This window comes from Mitsuokella sp. oral taxon 131 str. W9106 (genome assembly GCF_000469545.1).
In the GTDB taxonomy this organism is placed as follows: Bacteria; Bacillota; Negativicutes; order Selenomonadales; family Selenomonadaceae; genus AWVT01.
Window position 1 is genome coordinate 125,531 of record NZ_KI273061.1, and the last position, 18,144, is coordinate 143,674.

16 protein-coding genes are annotated in these 18,144 nt (G+C 62.3%); 13 read left to right on the forward strand and 3 right to left on the reverse strand.

Features of this window, described 5'->3' with window-relative positions; translation table 11 throughout:
• Positions 1-29: 29 nt before the first annotated feature.
• From HMPREF1985_RS07575 to HMPREF1985_RS07585, 3 genes are all read left to right on the forward strand, one after another.
• Complete coding sequence (locus tag HMPREF1985_RS07575; protein ID WP_021771988.1) at positions 30-1,265, forward strand: phenylacetate--CoA ligase family protein; 1,236 nt, start codon at positions 30-32, stop codon at positions 1,263-1,265.
• 95 nt (positions 1,266-1,360) lie between these two features.
• On the forward strand, positions 1,361-2,485 hold the full coding sequence (locus HMPREF1985_RS07580; RefSeq protein WP_021771989.1) for a glycoside hydrolase family 3 N-terminal domain-containing protein: 1,125 nt from the start codon (positions 1,361-1,363) through the stop codon (positions 2,483-2,485).
• 93 nt (positions 2,486-2,578) lie between these two features.
• On the forward strand, positions 2,579-3,100 hold the full coding sequence (locus HMPREF1985_RS07585) for a cysteine hydrolase family protein (RefSeq protein WP_021771990.1): 522 nt from the start codon (positions 2,579-2,581) through the stop codon (positions 3,098-3,100).
• A 102-nt stretch (positions 3,101-3,202) separates the two neighbouring features.
• Here HMPREF1985_RS07585 and HMPREF1985_RS07590 read toward each other — a convergent pair whose 3' ends face one another.
• Positions 3,203-3,451 (reverse strand): hypothetical protein, encoded by a 249-nt coding sequence (locus tag HMPREF1985_RS07590; RefSeq protein ID WP_040637422.1) that lies wholly within the window; start codon positions 3,449-3,451, stop codon positions 3,203-3,205.
• Between the two features lie 161 nt (positions 3,452-3,612).
• Positions 3,613-4,452: a menaquinone biosynthetic enzyme MqnA/MqnD family protein gene (locus tag HMPREF1985_RS07595; protein ID WP_040637424.1), complete on the reverse strand. Its 840-nt coding sequence runs from the start codon at positions 4,450-4,452 to the stop codon at positions 3,613-3,615.
• 166 nt (positions 4,453-4,618) lie between these two features.
• Between HMPREF1985_RS07595 and HMPREF1985_RS07600 the strand changes: the two genes are divergently transcribed.
• Genes HMPREF1985_RS07600 through HMPREF1985_RS07610 form a run of 3 tightly spaced genes read left to right on the forward strand, consistent with a single transcriptional unit; the run spans position 4,619 to position 9,238 of the window.
• Positions 4,619-5,119 (forward strand): MarR family winged helix-turn-helix transcriptional regulator, encoded by a 501-nt coding sequence (locus tag HMPREF1985_RS07600; RefSeq protein WP_040637425.1) that lies wholly within the window; start codon positions 4,619-4,621, stop codon positions 5,117-5,119.
• The gene (locus HMPREF1985_RS07605) at positions 5,100-6,197 is read left to right on the forward strand and encodes an efflux RND transporter periplasmic adaptor subunit (protein WP_021771994.1); all 1,098 of its coding nucleotides are present in this window, start codon (positions 5,100-5,102) and stop codon (positions 6,195-6,197) included. The genes HMPREF1985_RS07600 and HMPREF1985_RS07605 overlap by 20 nt, the downstream gene beginning before the upstream one ends.
• Positions 6,194-9,238 (forward strand): efflux RND transporter permease subunit, encoded by a 3,045-nt coding sequence (locus HMPREF1985_RS07610; RefSeq protein WP_021771995.1) that lies wholly within the window; start codon positions 6,194-6,196, stop codon positions 9,236-9,238. Before HMPREF1985_RS07605 ends, HMPREF1985_RS07610 begins: the two co-directional genes overlap by 4 nt.
• Positions 9,239-9,376: 138 nt before the next feature.
• Here the strand turns inward: HMPREF1985_RS07610 and HMPREF1985_RS07615 are convergent, their stop codons facing one another.
• Positions 9,377-10,474 (reverse strand): hypothetical protein, encoded by a 1,098-nt coding sequence (locus HMPREF1985_RS07615; protein WP_021771996.1) that lies wholly within the window; start codon positions 10,472-10,474, stop codon positions 9,377-9,379.
• A gap of 151 nt (positions 10,475-10,625) precedes the next feature.
• Between HMPREF1985_RS07615 and HMPREF1985_RS07620 the strand changes: the two genes are divergently transcribed.
• The 7 genes from HMPREF1985_RS07620 (at position 10,626) to HMPREF1985_RS07650 (ending at position 18,141) form a co-directional block, all read left to right on the forward strand.
• Complete coding sequence (locus tag HMPREF1985_RS07620) at positions 10,626-11,087, forward strand: metal-dependent hydrolase (protein WP_021771997.1); 462 nt, start codon at positions 10,626-10,628, stop codon at positions 11,085-11,087.
• Between the two features lie 138 nt (positions 11,088-11,225).
• Positions 11,226-13,127: a fructose-bisphosphatase class III gene (locus HMPREF1985_RS07625; RefSeq protein ID WP_040637427.1), complete on the forward strand. Its 1,902-nt coding sequence runs from the start codon at positions 11,226-11,228 to the stop codon at positions 13,125-13,127.
• A gap of 24 nt (positions 13,128-13,151) precedes the next feature.
• Complete coding sequence (larE, locus tag HMPREF1985_RS07630; protein ID WP_021771999.1) at positions 13,152-13,997, forward strand: ATP-dependent sacrificial sulfur transferase LarE; 846 nt, start codon at positions 13,152-13,154, stop codon at positions 13,995-13,997.
• 12 nt (positions 13,998-14,009) lie between these two features.
• Entirely contained in the window at positions 14,010-15,533 is a 1,524-nt protein-coding gene (locus tag HMPREF1985_RS07635) for a hypothetical protein (protein WP_021772000.1), read from the forward strand.
• A 32-nt stretch (positions 15,534-15,565) separates the two neighbouring features.
• A complete protein-coding gene (locus tag HMPREF1985_RS07640) occupies positions 15,566-16,576 on the forward strand; it encodes a bifunctional heptose 7-phosphate kinase/heptose 1-phosphate adenyltransferase (RefSeq protein WP_071782679.1) in 1,011 nt (336 codons plus the stop codon).
• Complete coding sequence (rfaE2, locus tag HMPREF1985_RS07645; RefSeq protein ID WP_021772002.1) at positions 16,570-17,049, forward strand: D-glycero-beta-D-manno-heptose 1-phosphate adenylyltransferase; 480 nt, start codon at positions 16,570-16,572, stop codon at positions 17,047-17,049. Before HMPREF1985_RS07640 ends, rfaE2 begins: the two co-directional genes overlap by 7 nt.
• An 84-nt stretch (positions 17,050-17,133) precedes the next feature.
• Entirely contained in the window at positions 17,134-18,141 is a 1,008-nt protein-coding gene (locus tag HMPREF1985_RS07650) for a glycosyltransferase family 9 protein (protein WP_021772003.1), read from the forward strand.
• Positions 18,142-18,144 lie beyond the last annotated feature (3 nt).

Genomic DNA, 18,144 nt, shown 5'->3' on the forward strand with positions numbered 1-18,144 from the left:
ATGATAGAAAGCAGCAAGAGGAAATCGAGATGGAGATTACGAAGGAGCAGCTCGCACTCGTAGCGGAGCGCATCGGCGCGATGCGCGAGGCGGGGAGTTTTTACGGCAAGCGGCTTGCAGCGTGCGGGATCGAGCGCGTGGAGACGGCAGAGGACTTCAGGAGACTTCCGTTCTCGGAGAAGAAGGATCTTCGCGACGCATACCCGCTCGGGCTCATGTCCGTTCCCGAGGAAGAGATCATCCGCATCCATTCGTCGTCGGGCACGACGGGAAAGCCCGTCATCGTGCCGTACACGAGGAAGGATGTCGAAGACTGGGCGATCCAGTTCGCGCGCTGCTATGCGATGGCGGGGATCACGAACCGCGACCGCATTCAGATCACGCCGGGATACGGGCTTTGGACGGCGGGCATCGGATTTCAGGCGGGCTGCGAGCGCCTTGGCGCGATGGCGGTGCCGATGGGGCCTGGCAACACGGACAAGCAGATCCAGATGATGATCGACATGAAGAGCACGGTGCTCTGCGCGACCTCGTCGTACGCGTTGCTGCTCGCCGAGGAAATCGAAAAGCGCGGCGTGCGCGACGCGATCCACCTCAAAACGGGCATTATCGGCTCGGAGCGCTGGGGCGCGAAGATGCGTGCGTCCATTGAGGAAAAGCTTGGCATCCAGACGTATGACATCTACGGGCTTACGGAGATCTATGGGCCGGGCATCGGCATCACCTGCGATGCGCACACGGGCATCCACTACTGGGATGACTATATCTACCTTGAAATCATCGACCCTGTGACGGGCGAAAACCTGCCCGACGGCGCGTGGGGCGAAATCGTCATCACGACACTCCGCAAGGAGGGCGCGCCGCTCATCCGCTTCCGCACGCACGACCTCTCGCGCATCATTCCGGGCAAGTGCGGCTGCGGCAGGGAATACCCGCGCATCGACACGATCGAAGGGCGCACGGACGACATGGTCAAGATCAAGGGCGTCAACCTATTCCCAAGCCAGATTGAGGAGATCCTGCAAACGTTCCCCGAAGTGTCGAGCGAGTACCAGATTCATATTTCGCACCTCGACGGCAAGGACACGATGCGCCTCTACGTCGAGACGAACGGGCGCGTCGACTTCCTCGCGCTCGCCCGGCGCATCGCGGAGCGCGTCAAGAGCCGCATCGGCTTTACGCCGCTCGTCAAGGTCGTCGAGATCGGCGTCCTGCCCCGCTCGGAGAAGAAGACGAGGCGCATCGTCGACACGCGCTACGAATGAGCGCCGCATGGCGTATCGCCTAGGGAATCGCGACGCAACGAAATCGGTGCATCGAAATCGCTGTCTCTTGCATCGGCAAAGCGAAAGGAGAGGCTATGAAGTGGAAGGGAACCTTATTCGTCCTCGCCATGCTGGCGTGCGTGCTGCTTGCAGCGGGTTGCGGTGCGGAGCACCATGCGGTCGCGCCCGCACCGCCGGATCAGACGCTCGACGAGCGCGCGGATGCCATCGTCGCCGCGATGTCCGATACGGAAAAGGTCGGACAGATGGTCATGATCGGCATCCGCGGCGAGGAGGCGGACGAAGACAGCCTCTACATGCTGCACCAATTCCATATCGGCGGCGTCCTTCTCTTTGACCGAAACTTGAGGTCGGCAAAGCAGACGCAGAAGTTCACGCGCGACTTGCAGGCGGATGCGGAGCAGAAAGTGCCGCTCTTCATCGGCATCGACGAGGAGGGCGGACGCGTCGTGCGCGGCACCGCGTTCATCCCCGCGCCGCCCGCGCAGCAGCAGCTCGGCATGTCAGGCGATCTCGCGCACACGGAAGACAGCGCCTCGCGCACGGCAGAGGCACTCAAGGATCTCGGCTTCAACGTCAACTTCGCGCCGGTCGCCGACGTCAGCACCGAGCCGCGCTCCTTCGCAAGCGATCCGAATGTCGCGGCGAAATGCGTGCTCGCGGCAGCGCGCGGCTACGAGGCACAACACATGGTCTACGTGCTCAAGCACTTCCCCGGAATCGGGCGCGGCACGGTCGACAGCCATGAAGAGGGCTCGGCGATCCCCGCGACGGCGGAGGAGCTTGCCGCGCGCGACCTTGTGCCGTTCCACGCCGTCATCGACGCGAAGCGCGCCGAGGACTACATGATCCTCGTCTCGCACCTGCGCTATCCCGCCTACGACGCGGATGACCCCGCAAGCCTGTCCAAAGCGATACAGACCGATCTTCTGCGCGAGCAGCTCGGCTATCGCGGGCTCATCGTCACCGACGACGTTGAGATGGGAGCGATTGCGCGGCATTACGCGCCGCGTGAAATCGGCGTCCGTGCCGTCGAGGCAGGCGCCGACATCGTCCTCTCGTGCCAGGAGATCCCGTTTCAGACGGAGGTCTACCTTGGACTTTTGGACGCCGTGCAGAGCGGGGCAATCCCCATGGAGCGCATCGACGAGAGCGTCCGCCGCATCGTCAAGGCAAAGCTCACGCATGCAGAATTTTAGGGGACGGATGCACGGTAGGGATCTCGCTGCAGCGGAGATCCAGGCTTGCGGCGAAGAAGCCGGTTGGACTTAGGAAATAGGAGGTGCATTTCTATGAAAAAGGCGATTGTCGTCGTCGATATGCAGCGGGATTTCGTGCGTGGAAGCCTTGGCACGGCAGAGGCGCAGGCCATGCTGCCACATCTTGTGGACAAACTCAAACGGGAAGAGGGCGCGGATCTTTTCTTTACGCTCGACACGCACGATGCGGGCTATCTTCACACGCAGGAGGGAAAGAACCTTCCCGTCGCGCATTGCATCAAGCCAGGACCGGGCTGGGAAGTCGTGGAGGAACTGAGCCCTTTCCTGCAAAAGGCGGTCGCTGCCGTCGAGAAGCCGACTTTCGGCTCGACGCGCCTGCCGGCGCTCCTTGCCGCTTATGATGCCATCGAGTTCGTCGGGCTGTGTACCGATATCTGCGTGATTTCCAATGCGCTCATCGTCAAGGCGTTCCATCCGGAAAAGCGCATTTCCGTGGATGCTTCCTGCTGCGCCGGCGTGACGCCGGAAAGCCATAAAAATGCGCTCGCAGCCATGAAGATGTGCCAAATTGAGGTCACGGGAGAGGAAATGTGAGTTTCGCGCAGCAAGAAGCCCGTCGGCAGGGATGAACCGACGGGCTTTTCTATGGTAAAGGGAAGATCGGAAGCAAAGAAATGGAAATAAAGGGGATCGGCATCAGGTGTTTTTCGCGATGATCGCGCCAACGACCGCGCCGACGATTGCGGCGGTATTGCGCTCCCCCTCGGAATACTTCTTGCGGTGGGAACTCAGCTGTGTGACCGCATGTCCCTGCATCTGCTCGTAAGCAGGCGCAAGGGCGCGCGGGCTTGCCTCCGCTGCCGCAGCGGTCAGTCCGACAAGACCGATGCTCAGGCAGCCTGCGAGCGCGACTGCTGTCCGCTTTACACTCGTTTTGCTCAACATGGAAACCATCTCCTTTCTGCATGGGAGAGCCCGTCTCCCGCAATACTGTATCAGGCGTTTCCTGATTACAAGCCAAGTATAGCGCAGCAATCTTAAACCGTCTTGTGATGGATGTAAAAAGTTGATTAGGCAAACTATTTAATTTCGATTAGGATGAATGCTCATTTTCGCACCGCTGCCATTTTGAGCGGCGGTACGCAGTCGATGAGATCCAATTCGCGGGCGAGCGCGTAGAACGTGTGCAGCCCGTCGAGAAAATCGTCCGTGAGCTCCCAACGGATCACGGAGCCGAGGTAGTCGGCGAGCTGTCTGCGCGTGAAGGGCGTTTCGGCGAGGACGGAGGCGATCGCCGCGTCTTTGTTTGCGATGCCCTTCGCGAAGGCATGGCGGATACGGTCGTAGACGAGCTGCAGGAGAACGGGGCTTTCCGTTGCAAATGCCTTGGTCGCGACCCATACGGCGTAGACCATTTTCTTGCCCGTGAGCGTTTTCCACTCGGCGCCGAGATCGTAGCAGTAGAGCGAGGCGGGCGGGTGATGGTAGAGCCAAAGCGCGTCGTCGCCGATGAAGAGCGAGGCGGTCGCGTCTTTTGGCACGGGCTCGTCGGGGGCGATGCTGCGGATGGAGTAGCTCGGCGCCGCGCCGTAGCCGCGGCGCAGGATGATCTTGAGCAGGCAGTGGCTCGTCGCCGACTTTGCCGTGAGGATGATCTTGTCGTCCTTGAGCGCCTCGATGGGCTTTTTCGAGATGAGCAGGATGCTCTGCACCGCGCCGTCGGAGGAGATGCAGAAGTCGGGGAGAAGGCAGAGTTCTTCGCTGTGCTGCGCGTAGATAATCGAGGAAACGGGACTCACGTCGAGACGATGGCTGACGATGTCGCGGTTGAGCTCGGCAGGCACGCCGCGCGTGAGGGCGAGCCCTTTCCCCATGCCGTGCGAAAAGCCCCATGAGAGCGGCAGGACGTTCAAAAAGTGGATATGCCCCACTCTTGGTTCAGACATGACGATGCTCCTTTCAGTTGGTTTCTTTGTCTTCCATTATAACGCGGCAAGGGGCGCGGCTCAATGCCTCGTGCCATTGACTTTTTGGCAAGATATGAGTAGACTTATTGATGTGGTCAACTTTTCGAAGCAGAACACGGGGGATTTCCCCGTTGGAGGGGTCATCATGGATGATTACGTCAAGCTAGGACGATGGTTTTCGGTCGTGCATCGGCGCTCGCAGCTCTTCGTGACGGAGGCGTGCGCGCATCTCGCGCTCACGTATTCGGAGTACGTCATGCTCATTCGCATCTTTGATCATGAAGGCGTGCGGCAGGACGATCTTGCGGCAATGCTCTACCTCGACAAGGCAGTCGTGACGCGCACGATCAATCTCCTGCAGAAGAAGGATCTCATCTATCGCGAGCCGGACGCCGCCGACAAGCGCGTGCGTCACATCTACCTGACGGAGCATGGAAAGGAGCAGCATATCTACCTGCGCAATATCATTCAGTGCTGGGTCGACTACCTCATCGCGGATATGACGCAGGGGGAAGTCGATACGATGGTGGCGGGATTCCGCACGCTCGTCGAGCGCGCCATTTCGGCGAAGTTTGCGCCGCTCATCGAGCAGATACCGGAGGACACGTTGGTAAAAGGAGAAGACCATGCGATTCACACCGATTGAGCGAAAGAGCATCGCACTCGTGCTTGCCTGTGCGATGCTCGCAGCCACGGCGCTTTTGGCAGGCTGCGGCAAGGAGAAGCCAGAAGAGAAGCCCGTCCTCGTCAAGACGCAGCGGGCGGGCGCGGCGCACGGCACGGCGGCGGAGACGTTTTCGGGCACGGTCCGCGGCCGCTATGAGACGAACCTCTCGTTTCAGGTGGGCGGGCAGATCCTCTCGCGCAACGTCGAGGTCGGAAGCCGCGTGCAGGCGGGCGATGTCCTGATGGCGATCAATGCGAAGGACGTCATCCAGCGGGCGAACCAAGGCGATGCGCAAGTCGCAAGCGCGCGCGCGCAGCTGAAGCTCGCGCAGGCAAATCTCGTGCGCTACAGCCAGCTCTACGAGGAAGAGGCCGTGCCCGCCGCCGTGCGCGATCAGTATCAGACCAATTACGACGCGGCTTTTGCGGCGTATCAGCAAGCGCTCGCACAGGCGGCGCAGGGGCATAACAGCGTCGGCTACACGAATCTGACGGCGGGCGCGGACGGCGTCATTTCGAGCATTGCGGCGGAAGAGGGACAGGTTGTCGCAGCGGGACAGACCGTCATGACGCTCGTGCAGACGGACGAATTGGAGATCGAGATCGCCGTGCCCGAAAGCCGCCTCGCGGAGGTCGCCGTCGGCACGCCGGCCGAGGTGACGTTCTGGGCGCTCCGCGACGCGGTGGCCGAGGGCACGGTGCGCGAGGTCGCGCCGATGGCAGATGCGGCGAGCCGCACGTACAAGGTGCGCGTCTCCGTGCCGGATCCGCCTGCCGGTCTGAAGCTCGGCATGACGGCGAGCGTCGCGTTCGCGCCGGCCGGTTCGGATGAGACGGGGATCGAGTTGCCGCTTACGGCGATCTACCAGACGGGCGACGCGCCTGCGGTATGGGTTGTCGGGGAGGACCGCACCGTTTCGCTGAAGGAAGTCCATGCGGTATCCTTCGGCAAGGACAGCGTGCGCGTGACAGGGCTCGCGCCGGACGCCGTCGTCGTGACGGCCGGCGTCCATCGACTGCGCGAAGGGCAGGCGGTCAGACTGGAGGCGGACGAATGAGGAACCTCACGGAAGTCTCACTGAAGAACCGGACGCTCGTTTGGTACTTCATCCTTGTCGTAGCGATCGGCGGCGTGTTCGCGTATTTCCATCTTGGACGCATGGAAGACCCAAATTTTACGATCCGCTCCATGGTCGTTTCGGCGGCATGGCCGGGCGCGACGGCGGAGGAGATGCAGGCGCAGGTCACGGACAAGCTGGAAAAGCGCCTGCAGGACACGCCGGGGCTCGACTCCGTCGAGAGCGAGACGCGGGCGGGGCAGACGGTCATTTACGTCCGTCTCGACCAAACGATCCCAAAGGAGCAGATCCGCCCGACGTGGCGCGATGTGCGCAATTTCTGCGAAGACGTCAAAACGGATCTGCCAAAAGGCGTATACGGTCCTTACTACAACGATCGATTCGACGATGTCTTCGGCTCGGTCTACGCAGTGACAGGCGACGGCTGGAGCTATGAGGAGATGCGCGAGCAGGCGGAAAAGACGCGGCGCATGCTGCTCCAGGTGCCGCGCGTCCAAAAGGTCGAGCTGATCGGCGAGCAGAAGGAGAAGGTTTACGTCGAGATGGACCGCGCGAAGCTCGCCTCGCTCGGCATCGCGCCGGACGTCGTCATGCAGGCGCTCGCGGCGCAGGGCGACGTGGCGGCAGCGGGCAAGGTGGAGACGGAGAGCGATAACGTCTACCTGCGCGTCTCGGGCACCTTCGAGGATGTCGGCGCGATACGCGCGCTTCCCCTTCAGGCGGGCGGGCGCGTGTTCCGTCTCGGCGACGTCGCGCAGGTGGAGCGGCGCTATGAAGAGCCTGCCGAGCCGAAGATGTTTTTTGACGGCGAGCCCGCGATCGGCATCGCCGTTTCGATGGAGGACGGCGGCAATATCCTGAAGCTCGGCAAAGACCTCCGCACGCTGACCGCGAAGATTCAGGCGGGTCTCCCCGCGGGACTCGAAGTCCATCAGGTGTCCGATCAGCCCGCCGTCGTCGATGCCTCGATACACGATTTCGTCAAGACGCTCTTGGAGGCCATCGTCATCGTGCTCGCCGTGAGCTTCCTGACGCTCGGCACGCGCACGGGGCTCGTCGTCGCGTTCTGCATCCCGCTCGTGCTCGCGGGTGTGTTCATCGCGATGTACTTGCTCGGCATCGAGCTGCACAAGGTGTCGCTCGGCTCGCTCATCATCGCGCTCGGACTGCTCGTCGACGATGCGATCATCGCCGTCGAGATGATGAGCGTCAAGCTGGAGGCGGGATTATCCCGCTTCGAAGCGGCTTGCTATGCATTCCGCGCGACGGCAAAGCCCATGCTCACGGGCACGCTCATCACGTGCTGCGGCTTTATCCCCGTTGCCTTTGCCGACGGCATGGCGAGCGAGTTTTGCAGCACGCTCTTCCCCGTTATCTTCTCGGCGCTCGTGCTCTCGTGGATCGTCTCGGTCATGGTCGCGCCGCTCTTTGGGTACCATCTCATTCGCGTCGAAGTAAAGCGCGACGAAGAAGGGCATATCGATCCGTATCAAAGCCGGTTCTATACGTGGTTCCGCCGTGTCCTGAACCTCTTTTTGACGCATCGAAGGATCGTCCTCGCCGGCACGGCCGCGCTCTTCGCGCTCTCCGTCTTTTCGATGCAGTTCGTGCGGGAAGAGTTCTTCCCGCCGTCGCTGCGGCCGGAGATCCTCGTCGAGCTTCGCTTGCCGGAGGGCGCTTCGATGGAGGGAACGCAGCGGGTATGTGACCGCATGGCGGACTTCCTCGCCGAACACAAAGCGGATCTTACGAATTACAGCTACTACGTCGGGCGGTACGCGCCGCGCTTCGTGCTGACGATCGATCCGAAGGCGGCAGCCGATAACCGCGCCCAGTTCGTCCTCGTCGCGAAGGACACCGAGGCGCGTGGGCGGCTCACTGCCGCGCTTCGCGAGGCGGAGCAGGACGAATTTTCCGACGTGCGCATGAATCTCCAGTACATCCAGACGGGCCCGCCTGCCGACTATCCGCTCATGCTGCGCGTCAGTGCGCCCGATATCGATACGGTGAAATCGATGGCAGAAGACGTCGCTGACCGCGTTGCCAGGGATGAAAACAACTACAATGTTGCGCTCGACTGGGGCGAGAAGAGCAAGGTCATGCACCTCGCGCTCGACTCGGCGAAGATTCAGGCGATGGGGCTTTCGAGCAAGGCGGTCGCGCAGACGGTCTACACGGAGCTCACGGGCGCGAAGGCGGCGGAGTTCTACACGGGCGACCGCACGATCCACATCGACCTGCGTCTCGCAGCAAAGGATCGCAAGAGTCTCGACGAGATGCAGGATCTGCCGATTTACCTCGGAAGGGCGGGCTACGTGCCGCTCGGACAGATCGCGAAGATTTCCTATGCGGCGGAAGAGGGACTCATCCGCCGCTACAATCTCATGCCGAGCATCCTCGTGACGGCAGAGGTGCGCAGCGGCACGGCGAACGACGCGACGAAGAAGGCATTCGCGGAGACGGCGGATCTCCGTGCGAGCCTCCCGGCAGGCGCGAGCATCGTGCCGGCGGGTGCGCTCAAGGACAGCACGGAGTCATCAAGCTACCTCATGAAGCCGCTTCCCGTCGTCGTATTCCTCATCATGACGCTCCTGATGATCCAGCTTCACAGCGGAAAGGATATGGCGCTCACCTTGCTTACGGCGCCGATGGGGCTTATCGGTGTCGCGGCAGGCCTGCTCGTGACGGGCAAGGCGATGGGATTTGTCGCGATTCTCGGCGTGCTCGCGCTCGCGGGCATGATCATCCGCAACAGCGTCATCCTCATCGACCAGATCCAAAAGCATCGCGCGGCGGGCGAGAGCGCATGGGATGCCGTCGTCGACTCGGCGATCCTGCGCTTCCGCCCCATCATGCTGACGGCAGCCGCCGCGATACTCGGCATGATCCCGCTCATGGCGAGTACGTTTTGGGGCCCGATGGCCGTCACGATCGCGAGCGGCCTTGCCGTCGCAACCGTGCTGACGCTGCTCGTCCTGCCGACGATGTATGCGGCGGCATACCATGTCAAAAAGGAATGAATCTGAGTGCGCCGCAGGCTGAGTGCCTGCGGCGCAGACCATCGCATGCGTCTTCCGCCTGCGCCGCCCCATAATCGTCCTCTCCTAGGACGGCTGCCCTAGGAGAGGACGATTATGGGACGAAATGGACGGCATCGCCTACGGGATATTCGGGATATCCTTGCTGATCGCCGTATGGCGGATGATATCCTCGACGCGCATGTCGATGGCGAGCTCCCGCTTGTGCAGGACTTCCGCCTGCGCGTATTCGGCGGGGCTTCCCGTGCGCAGGCCTTCGATGAAGTGCTCCCACGCGGCGATGGTCGTCTCGGTCGATTCCCTGCGCTGGGCGGCGAGGTAACGCGCGCCGTCGGGAACGGGAACGGCGTCGAGCTGCTCCTGCCGGCTCTTGAGCGCGGGAATGACCTCTTTTTCGAGCATGGAGGCGAGCGCATACGCCTGCCCTTCCGTGAGACGCCCGTCCTTCGTGACGGTCGTCGCGGCAAAGCGTTCGCGGCAGGCATTGAATTTCACATTGTAGGCGGCGACGATGTCCTTGGTCGCCGCGATGTAGTCGGCGATATCGCGGTTTTGGCGCGGTGCGATGGCGTCGAGGTAGGCGCGGTAGTTCTTGATGTAGGCAATCTGCCAGTGCCCTTCCTTCGCCTGCTCGAGCGCGAGGTCAAGCGTGAACGGCGTGCCTGTATCTTCTTCGCGCACCTTGACTTCGGCGACGGCTCCCATGCCGTCGCGGTGCACGCCCGCGACTTCGAGGAACGTCGTGTTGCGGACGAGACTGCGCGCCAGGAAGCGTTCGTAGTCGATGCCGAGCTGCCTGCCCTTCAGGATGTCCGTGCCGCTCGGCAGCGACCACGCCCCGCTTTCGACGCGGCGCAGGATGACCGATTCCGTGCCGCCTGCGAGCTGCGGCTTGACGAGAATGTAGAATTTCTCGAACTTGACCTTCGAGTCCTCCGTCAGCGTCGCGTCGTAGGCGAAGAGGTCGAGCGTGAGGTCGTCGTAGGCGAGCGAGGTCAGAAGCGGGAGGTTTACGTATTTCTTGAACTTCTCCACGTCATGCGCCTCGACGGCGGCGACGGCCTGCTTCATCGCGTACGCCGGCGTGTGCTGATAGAACCGGAAGTACCAGATCGCCGTGCCGAGCAGGCAGGCGATGACGGTCGCGAGAAGAAAGATGTCGCGCTGCCGCCTGCGCCGTCTGTCCTGTATTTTTTGCTGCCAAGTAAAGTCGTCCATACTGTCTCCTTCGAGCTGGAGGCGATTGCCGTCTGCTTGATTATAGCCCAATTAACCCCAGTATACTATATTTCCCCATTTTCGTCCAAATATACTACAATTTCACAGATTCCTATGTTAGAATGGAAGGGACGAAGAGGGGGATCGCGCGATGAAATGGGTCAGTCACCAGATCGTGACGGGCGTCGCCGTGTTTGCCGCGACAGACGACATGCTGCTGACGGCTGCTGCCATGGCGGGCGCGATTTTCCCCGACAAGGTTGAGGGAAACCCGCGCGCAGGGAGCTGCTGGCTTTGGCGCAGCCGCCACCGAGGCTGGTCGCACTGGCCGCTTCTCTACGTTGCGCTCATCGGTCTTTTTGCGCGCGTGGCGGAGATCGCGCAGGTGACGCCTGCACCGCTCGCCGACGCCGTGCGGATCGGCACGTTTTTCTGCGTCGGCGCGCTGCTGCACATTTTGGAGGACGCGCTTTGCGGCAAGGTCCCGCTTTTGACGCCAGCGCAGAAGGTCGGCATCCGGCTCTTTCGGGTTGGCTCCGTCATGGAGTACGTCGTGGCAGGCGCGCTCGTCCTTATCGCCTACGGCGTGCGGCGCATTCTTTTTTCGGGATAGGAAATCACGGAGCAGTGGAGTCCTTCGGATTGGCGTGGGGGGTCGCCGAAGTGCGGGCAAAAGAGATGCGTCAAGGTGAAGGCACTCTATCCGTGCCTTCTCCGCGCGGCCTCGCGGATGGGAAGAGGAGGGATTGGGATGGTGCGGTCAGCGGCTCGGCCGAGCAAGGTCCTCCGCCTTTTGGCGGAGAAGTACCCGACGAAGGAAATCGTCTATGAACAGCTCATTTACCTGCAGTCGCGGCTCGCGCTCCCGAAGGGGATCGAGCATTTTCTGAGCGATCTGCACGGCGAGTACGAGTCTTTTTTCCATATTCTCAACAACTGCTCGGGCGTCATCCGCGAAAAGGTGGAATACGTTTTCGGCACGCGGATGACGCGTGCTGAACAGGCGGAGTTCTGCACGCTCATCTACTACCCGAAAGAGAAGATCGAGCAAATGCGGGAGACACGCCGTGCGACGCCTGCATGGTACCGCGCGAACCTCGAACGGCTCCTGGCGCTCGCGAAGCTCATGAGCTTCAAGTACCCCGCCTCGAAGGTCAGCGGGTTCATCCCCGCGCGTTACGCCTCCGTCATCGTCGAGCTCATGACGACGCGTCCTGAAGCGGACGCAGCACAGATGGCATACTGGCAGCGCCTCCTCTCCGCGATCGTCCAGATCGACGCGGGCGCGGACTTCATCGAGGCGTTTGCCGTGCTCATCAAGCGGCTCGCGGTGGACCGGCTCCATATCGTCGGCGATTTTTTTGACCGCGGGCACAGGCCCGACGCGATCCTCGACAGCCTCATGGAGCACCCGAACGTCGACATCGAGTGGGGCAACCACGACCTCCTTTGGATGGGCGCGGCGCTTGGCAGCGAAGCGTGCATCGCGACGGTCGTGCGCAACTCGCTGCGCTACGGCAATACGGACGTCCTCGAACGCGGCTACGGCATTTCGATGCGCCCGCTCACGACGTTCGCCGCGCACCTCTATCCCGACGAGCGTCCGATCCGTGCGGCGGAGCGCGCGATCACGATGATGCTCTTCAAGCTCGAAGGGGCGCTCATCGCGCGCAATCCGGACTTCCAGATGGACGGGCGGCGCCTTCTCCACTGCATCGACTATCGCTCTTCGTGCGCGGTCCTTCCAGGCGGCAGGCGCTGCGAGCTCGAACATGCCTATTTCCCGACGATCGAGGAGGGCAGCGATCCGTACGTGCTCACGGAAGGCGAGCAGGCAATTTTGGCGGAGCTGCGCACGGCGTTCACGGAGAGCAGCGCGCTGCGCCGCCACGTGGACTACCTCTACCAAAAGGGCAGCCTATACAACTGCGCGAACGGCAACCTGCTCTTTCACGGCTGCGTGCCGCTGCATGCGGATGGCAGCCTGCGCGAGATCGTCTTCGGCGGGAAGGCGTATCGGGGGCGCGCGTGGTTCGACTTCTGCGAGCGCATGGCGCGCGAGGCACAGCTCTACGGCGAGGAGCCGGCGCTCGACTTTCTATACTTCCTTTGGTGCGGAAGGCTCTCGCCTGCGTCGGGACGCGAGATGAAGACGTTCGAGCGCGCCCTGCTTTCGGATGCGTCGACGTGGAAAGAGCCGGCCGACCCGTACTTTCGCCTGATCGACACGGAGGAGACGTGCCGCATGGTGCTGGAGGAGTTCGGCATGGACGGCGCGCGCGGGCACATCATCAACGGGCACGTTCCCGTCAAGGTCAAGAAGGGCGAGAGTCCCGTCAAGGCGGGCGGCCGCGCGATCGTCATCGACGGCGGGTTCTGCCGCGCCTATCACACGAAGACGGGCATTGCAGGATACACGCTCATCTCGAACTCGCGCGGCCTGCGCCTGCTGCAGCACCAGAAGGTCGCGAATGTCCGCGAGGCGCTGCGCGGCAGCGGCGACATTGAGTCCGTCGCCGAGACGGTCGAGCTGCAGGCACGGCACGGTACGGTCGGCGATACGGATGAAGGGCGTGCCATGAAAGAAGAAATCACGGATCTGTATAACTTGCTGCTTGCCTACCAAAACGGCATGCTCAAGCCGAAGGAGTAGGAAGGGAGCGCCAGAGGGAAAACAATGAATACGGAACTCGCTACGAAATACAACAATCTGCAGGCCCTGCTGAAGGAAATGGGCAGCGTTGCCGTCTCCTTTTCGGGCGGCGTCGATTCGACGCTCGTCCTGAAGGTCGCACACGACGTGCTCGGCGAACATGCCGTCGCCTTTACGGTGGAGTCGGATTTCGTGCCGGAACGCGAAATCGAGGGCGCGCGTGCCTTTTGCGCGCAGGAGGGCGTCGAGCACGTCGTCGAGGCATTCCCTATCCTGGAAGTCGCGCACGTCAAGAAAAACCCGCACGATCGCTGCTACTACTGCAAGTACGCGATCTTCAAGCACCTCAAGGCGGAGGCGTGGCATCGCGGGATCGCTTATGTCGTCGACGGCACGAATCGCGACGATGACAGCGACTATCGCCCCGGCCGCGCGGCGCTGCGGGAGCTTCGCATCATGAGCCCGCTCCATCAGTGCGGCATGGACAAAGCGGATATACGCGCGCTTTCCAAGGACCTCGGCATTGCGGGCTGGGATCGCCCGTCGGCTGCCTGCCTCGCCTCGCGCATCCCGTACGGGGAGCATTTGTCGCATGCGAAGCTTGCGCGCGTCAATCATGCCGAGGCGTTTCTCATGGAAAAGGGCTTCCGCATGCTCCGCGTGCGCGCGGAGGGCGCGGAGGGAAAGACGGCGCGCATCGAACTCATGCCTGAGGATATGGATCGGTTCTTCACGCCCGCGATGCGCAGGGCGACGGACGAGGCGTTCCGCCTGCTCGGCTTCACGCACGTCTCGCTCGACCTGCGCGGCTACCGCATGGGCAGCATGAATGAAGGACTCCATTTATCGCATGAGGAGCGCCATGGCTGAGGAGGCGGCGGAATGACACGAAAAGACAGGGCATTGGCGATGCTCGTCACGGGGCTGCTCCTCGTGCCGTGCGCGGCGCATGCCTCGTACCAGTCGAGTTCGGATACGGGCGTTACGGCGCTCGACTACATCGAGAACAACCGCCGCGCGGAGCGGGAGAATCGGCTGACCGAGGAGCAGAAGCAGCTCCTCGCCGATGCGGAGGCGATGAAGGAGCACCTGCGCCATCCGCTCGATACGGCGGCGCCCGCGCCCGTCGCCTTTGAAGGCGACGACCTCGCTTACGACGAGCGGACGGGCGACTTTACGGCGAAGGGCGACGTGCATATCCTCCAGATGGATGCGCACCGTTTCCAAGGGGCGGACGTCTCTGGCAATTTGCAGAGACAGGAGATCACGATTCCCGGCAAGGCGCACATCCTCCAAATGACGCCGAATATGGCGCGCATCACGCTCGACGGCTATCGGACGAATTACAACTACGCGACGCATACGGGCACGATGGCGGATGCTGCCGGCAAGATCGACCACTACTACATCACGGGCAAGCGCTTCGAGTTCTACCCCGACCACTACGTCGCCTACGACGGCACGGCGACGAAGTGCGGCGCGAAGAAGCCAGACTATCACTGGAGCGCCGAGAAGATGACCATCTATCCGCACGATAAGATCGTCTTGGAGAAGATGAAGTTCTGGATCAAGTCCACGGTCCTTTATCAGCGCGACCACTATGTCGCGGATCTTAATCCGCAAAACAAGCATCAGGATCTGCCGACACTTGGCTACGATGCGGACGACGGCGTTTCCGTCGAGTACGGGATCAAAAAACCGCTCGCGAAGCATGTCGATCTGAATCTCAACCTCCGCGTCGTACAGCATGGCGGCTGGCGCAGCAACTACGAAGCGCGCTGGACGAACCGGAAGATGAGCGCGGCCGTCGTTTACGGGCATTACGAGGACGGCGACAGCAAGTGGATCCGCCGGCAGCCGTCGTTCCTTTGGAGCTACGGCGACCACATCGCGGGCAGCCCGTTCTACTACAGTCTCGGCTATGAATACGGGCGCTGGTATCAAAAGGGCATCCACAGCAACCATACATCGTACGATCTCGGCATCGGGCACGACCCGATCAAGATGGGCACGTATACGCTTTACCTGCATACGGGCTACAACCTCACGAAGGAAAGCTACGACGGCAGCAAGGTGCAGGGCCTCACGTTTGACGGCGTCCTGACGAAGGATTTCGATGCGCGCTGGGCAGCGTATGTCGGCTATCACTACAGCAAGAAAAATGCGCGGAACAGTCTCTTCGACTACGAGACGGACGATTTTTCCAAGAAGCTCGAAGGGGGATTCAGCTACCGTCTCGATGACCGCAATCGCTTCGTCGTCGGCACGCGCTACAATCTCGATGCGGGCAAGTGGGACGATATCGACTACTACTGGTACCACGATATGCACTGCAGCGAGCTCGTCCTGCGCTACCGCTCCAAGCGCAATACGTGGGGGATTCGCTTCGAGTTCACACCGTGGTGATCGGGAAAGCCGCGGGGAAAGAGAAAGGGAAGATGGAAATGGGCGATAGGCAGGAGCTTCTCACCGCCATGCGCAAGAAGCGCATCCTCGTTTTCGGCGACATGGTTGCGGACATCTATCTCGACGGGCGCATCTCGCGCATCTCGCGCGAGGCGCCCGTTCTCGTCTTGGAGCAGGCGGGCGAGAGGATCGTCGCGGGCGGCGCAGCGAACGTCGTGAACAACGTCGCGACGCTCGGTGGCATCGCGCACGCCGTCGGCGTTGTCGGTAGGGACAGCGCCGCAGAGGGCCTTCGCCGCGTGCTCGAAGGAAACGGGGTCCATACGGGTGCGCTCGTCACGGACGAGGGGCGTCCGACGATCTCGAAGACGCGTATCATCGCGGGCGGCCGTGCGACGGTCAGCCAGCAGATCGTGCGCATCGACCGCGAGAGCAAGGAGCCGCTTTCCGCCGCGATGGAGGCAGCGCTTCTGCGGCGCATGGAAGGGCTGCTCCCGCATATCGACGGCATCGTCCTCAGCGACTACGGCGCAGGCACGGTCACGGAGCGGCTCAAAGAGCGGCTCATCCGCGCCGCGCGCGAAAAGGGGATTCCGAGCATCGTCGACTCGCGCTACGCGATCCATCGATTCCACGGCATCGGCTACGTCAAGCAGAACGATGCGGAGCTCGCGGCTGCGGTTCACCGCGATCTGCCGGACGAAGCGGCGATCATCGCGGCGGCCCGGGAACTATGCGCAGAGCTCGCGGCAGACGGCGTCCTCGTGACGCGCGGCGAGGACGGCATGACGCTCGTGACGCGGGAAGGCGCGACGACGATCCCCGTCACCGACCGCAGCGAAGTGTTCGACGTCTCGGGCGCGGGCGATACCTGCGTTGCGACGGTCATTCTCGCACTCGCGGCAAAGGCGGAGCCAGCGGAGGCAGCACGCCTCAGCAATCTTGCGAGCGGCATCGCCGTGCGCAAGATGGGGACGAGCACCGTCTCGGCAGAGGAGCTTTTGCGCGCCGCTGCGGTCGGGAGGGAGGAAATGCCATGCTAGTACGGAATCGCGACATCGAATCGCTCTGCCGCATCCTGCGCGCGGGCGGAACGCGCATCGTATTCACGAACGGATGCTTTGACATCATCCACGCGGGGCATGTCCGCTACCTTGAGCAGGCGCGCTCCTTCGGCGACGTGCTCGTCCTCGGGCTCAATACCGACGCATCCGTACGCGCGCTCAAAGGCGATTCGCGCCCCATCAACGGCGAGCTTGACCGCGCTGCTGTCGCGGGCGCGCTCCGCGCCGTCGATTACGTCGTGCTCTTCGGCGAGAGAACGGCGGAAACCATCGTCGGGAAGGTACGCCCAGACATCTACGTCAAGGGCGGCGACTACACGCTCGATACGCTTCCCGAGGCAAAGGTCGTCATGGGCTATGGCGGGCGCGTCGAGATCGTGCGCTTTCTCGACGGGCACTCGACATCGCGTATCATCGAGAAGATACAGACGGACGGAAGGGCGTCCTCCTAAAGCAGGCCGCTTCATTTTATGGGCTTATGGGCTTAAGGCTTATGGACGCATTGGACGCATTTATTTCAGGAAAGGCGGAACTGCATGAAAGAGATCCTGATTGTCAAGCTGTCGGCCATCGGCGACGTCATTCACGCGCTGCCCGTCTCGTATGCTATCAAGGAGCAGTTCCCTAAGGCACATATCACGTGGGTCGTCGAGCCGCCCGCAAAGCCGCTCCTGGAGCTCAATCCCTGCGTCGACGCGATATTGGCCTTTCACAAAAAGGAGTTTCGCTCGCTCGGCGGATTCCTCTCGCATTTCGCTCCGTTCCGACGGGCGATTCAAGCGCGCCGTTATGACGCCGTGCTCGACCTGCAGGGGCTTCTGAAGTCGGCGGCGATTGCCTATCTTGCCGACGCGCCGGTAAAGCGCGGCATGTGCAATATGCGCGAGGGCAGCAGCCTCGTTTCAAAGCCTGTCCTTGGCGCGCATGCGCATGGGCATATCGTCGCGCGCTATCTCGATGTCGCGCGTGCGATTGGCTGCGCCGTGCGCGAGGTGCGCTTCCCGCTCGAAATTCCTGCAAAAGTCGAGCAGCAGGCGCGGCAGATCTTTTATCAGGCGGGCGGCAATATGGGAAATGCCTACGTCTGCCTTGCCGTCGGCGCAAATTGGCCGAACAAACGGTGGAATGCGGAATCTTTCGCAGCGCTCGTCGATTGGCTCTACGCCAGGCGCCGCCGTCCCGTCCTCGTCGGGGGCGGCGCGGTGGATGCGCAGATGGCCGCGGAAATCGAGGCGCAGGCGGATATCCCGCCCGTGAGCCTCGTCGGCAGAACGACCCTGCCGCAACTCGCCTGCGTGCTCTCGCACGCCGCCGCCGTCGTCGGCGGCGACACGGGTCCCATGCATCTCGCGACAGCGCTCGGCACGAAGACGGTCATGCTCATGGGACCGACCGACGCGAACCGAAACGGCCCCTACGGGCAGGCGGAGGGCGCCATTGAGGCCGCGCGTCCCTGCAGGGGCTGCTGGAAACGCGCCTGCCCGAAAGGGCTCGACTGCCTTGCGGCGATAACGCCCGGACAAGTGGAGGAGAAACTGCTCTAGAGG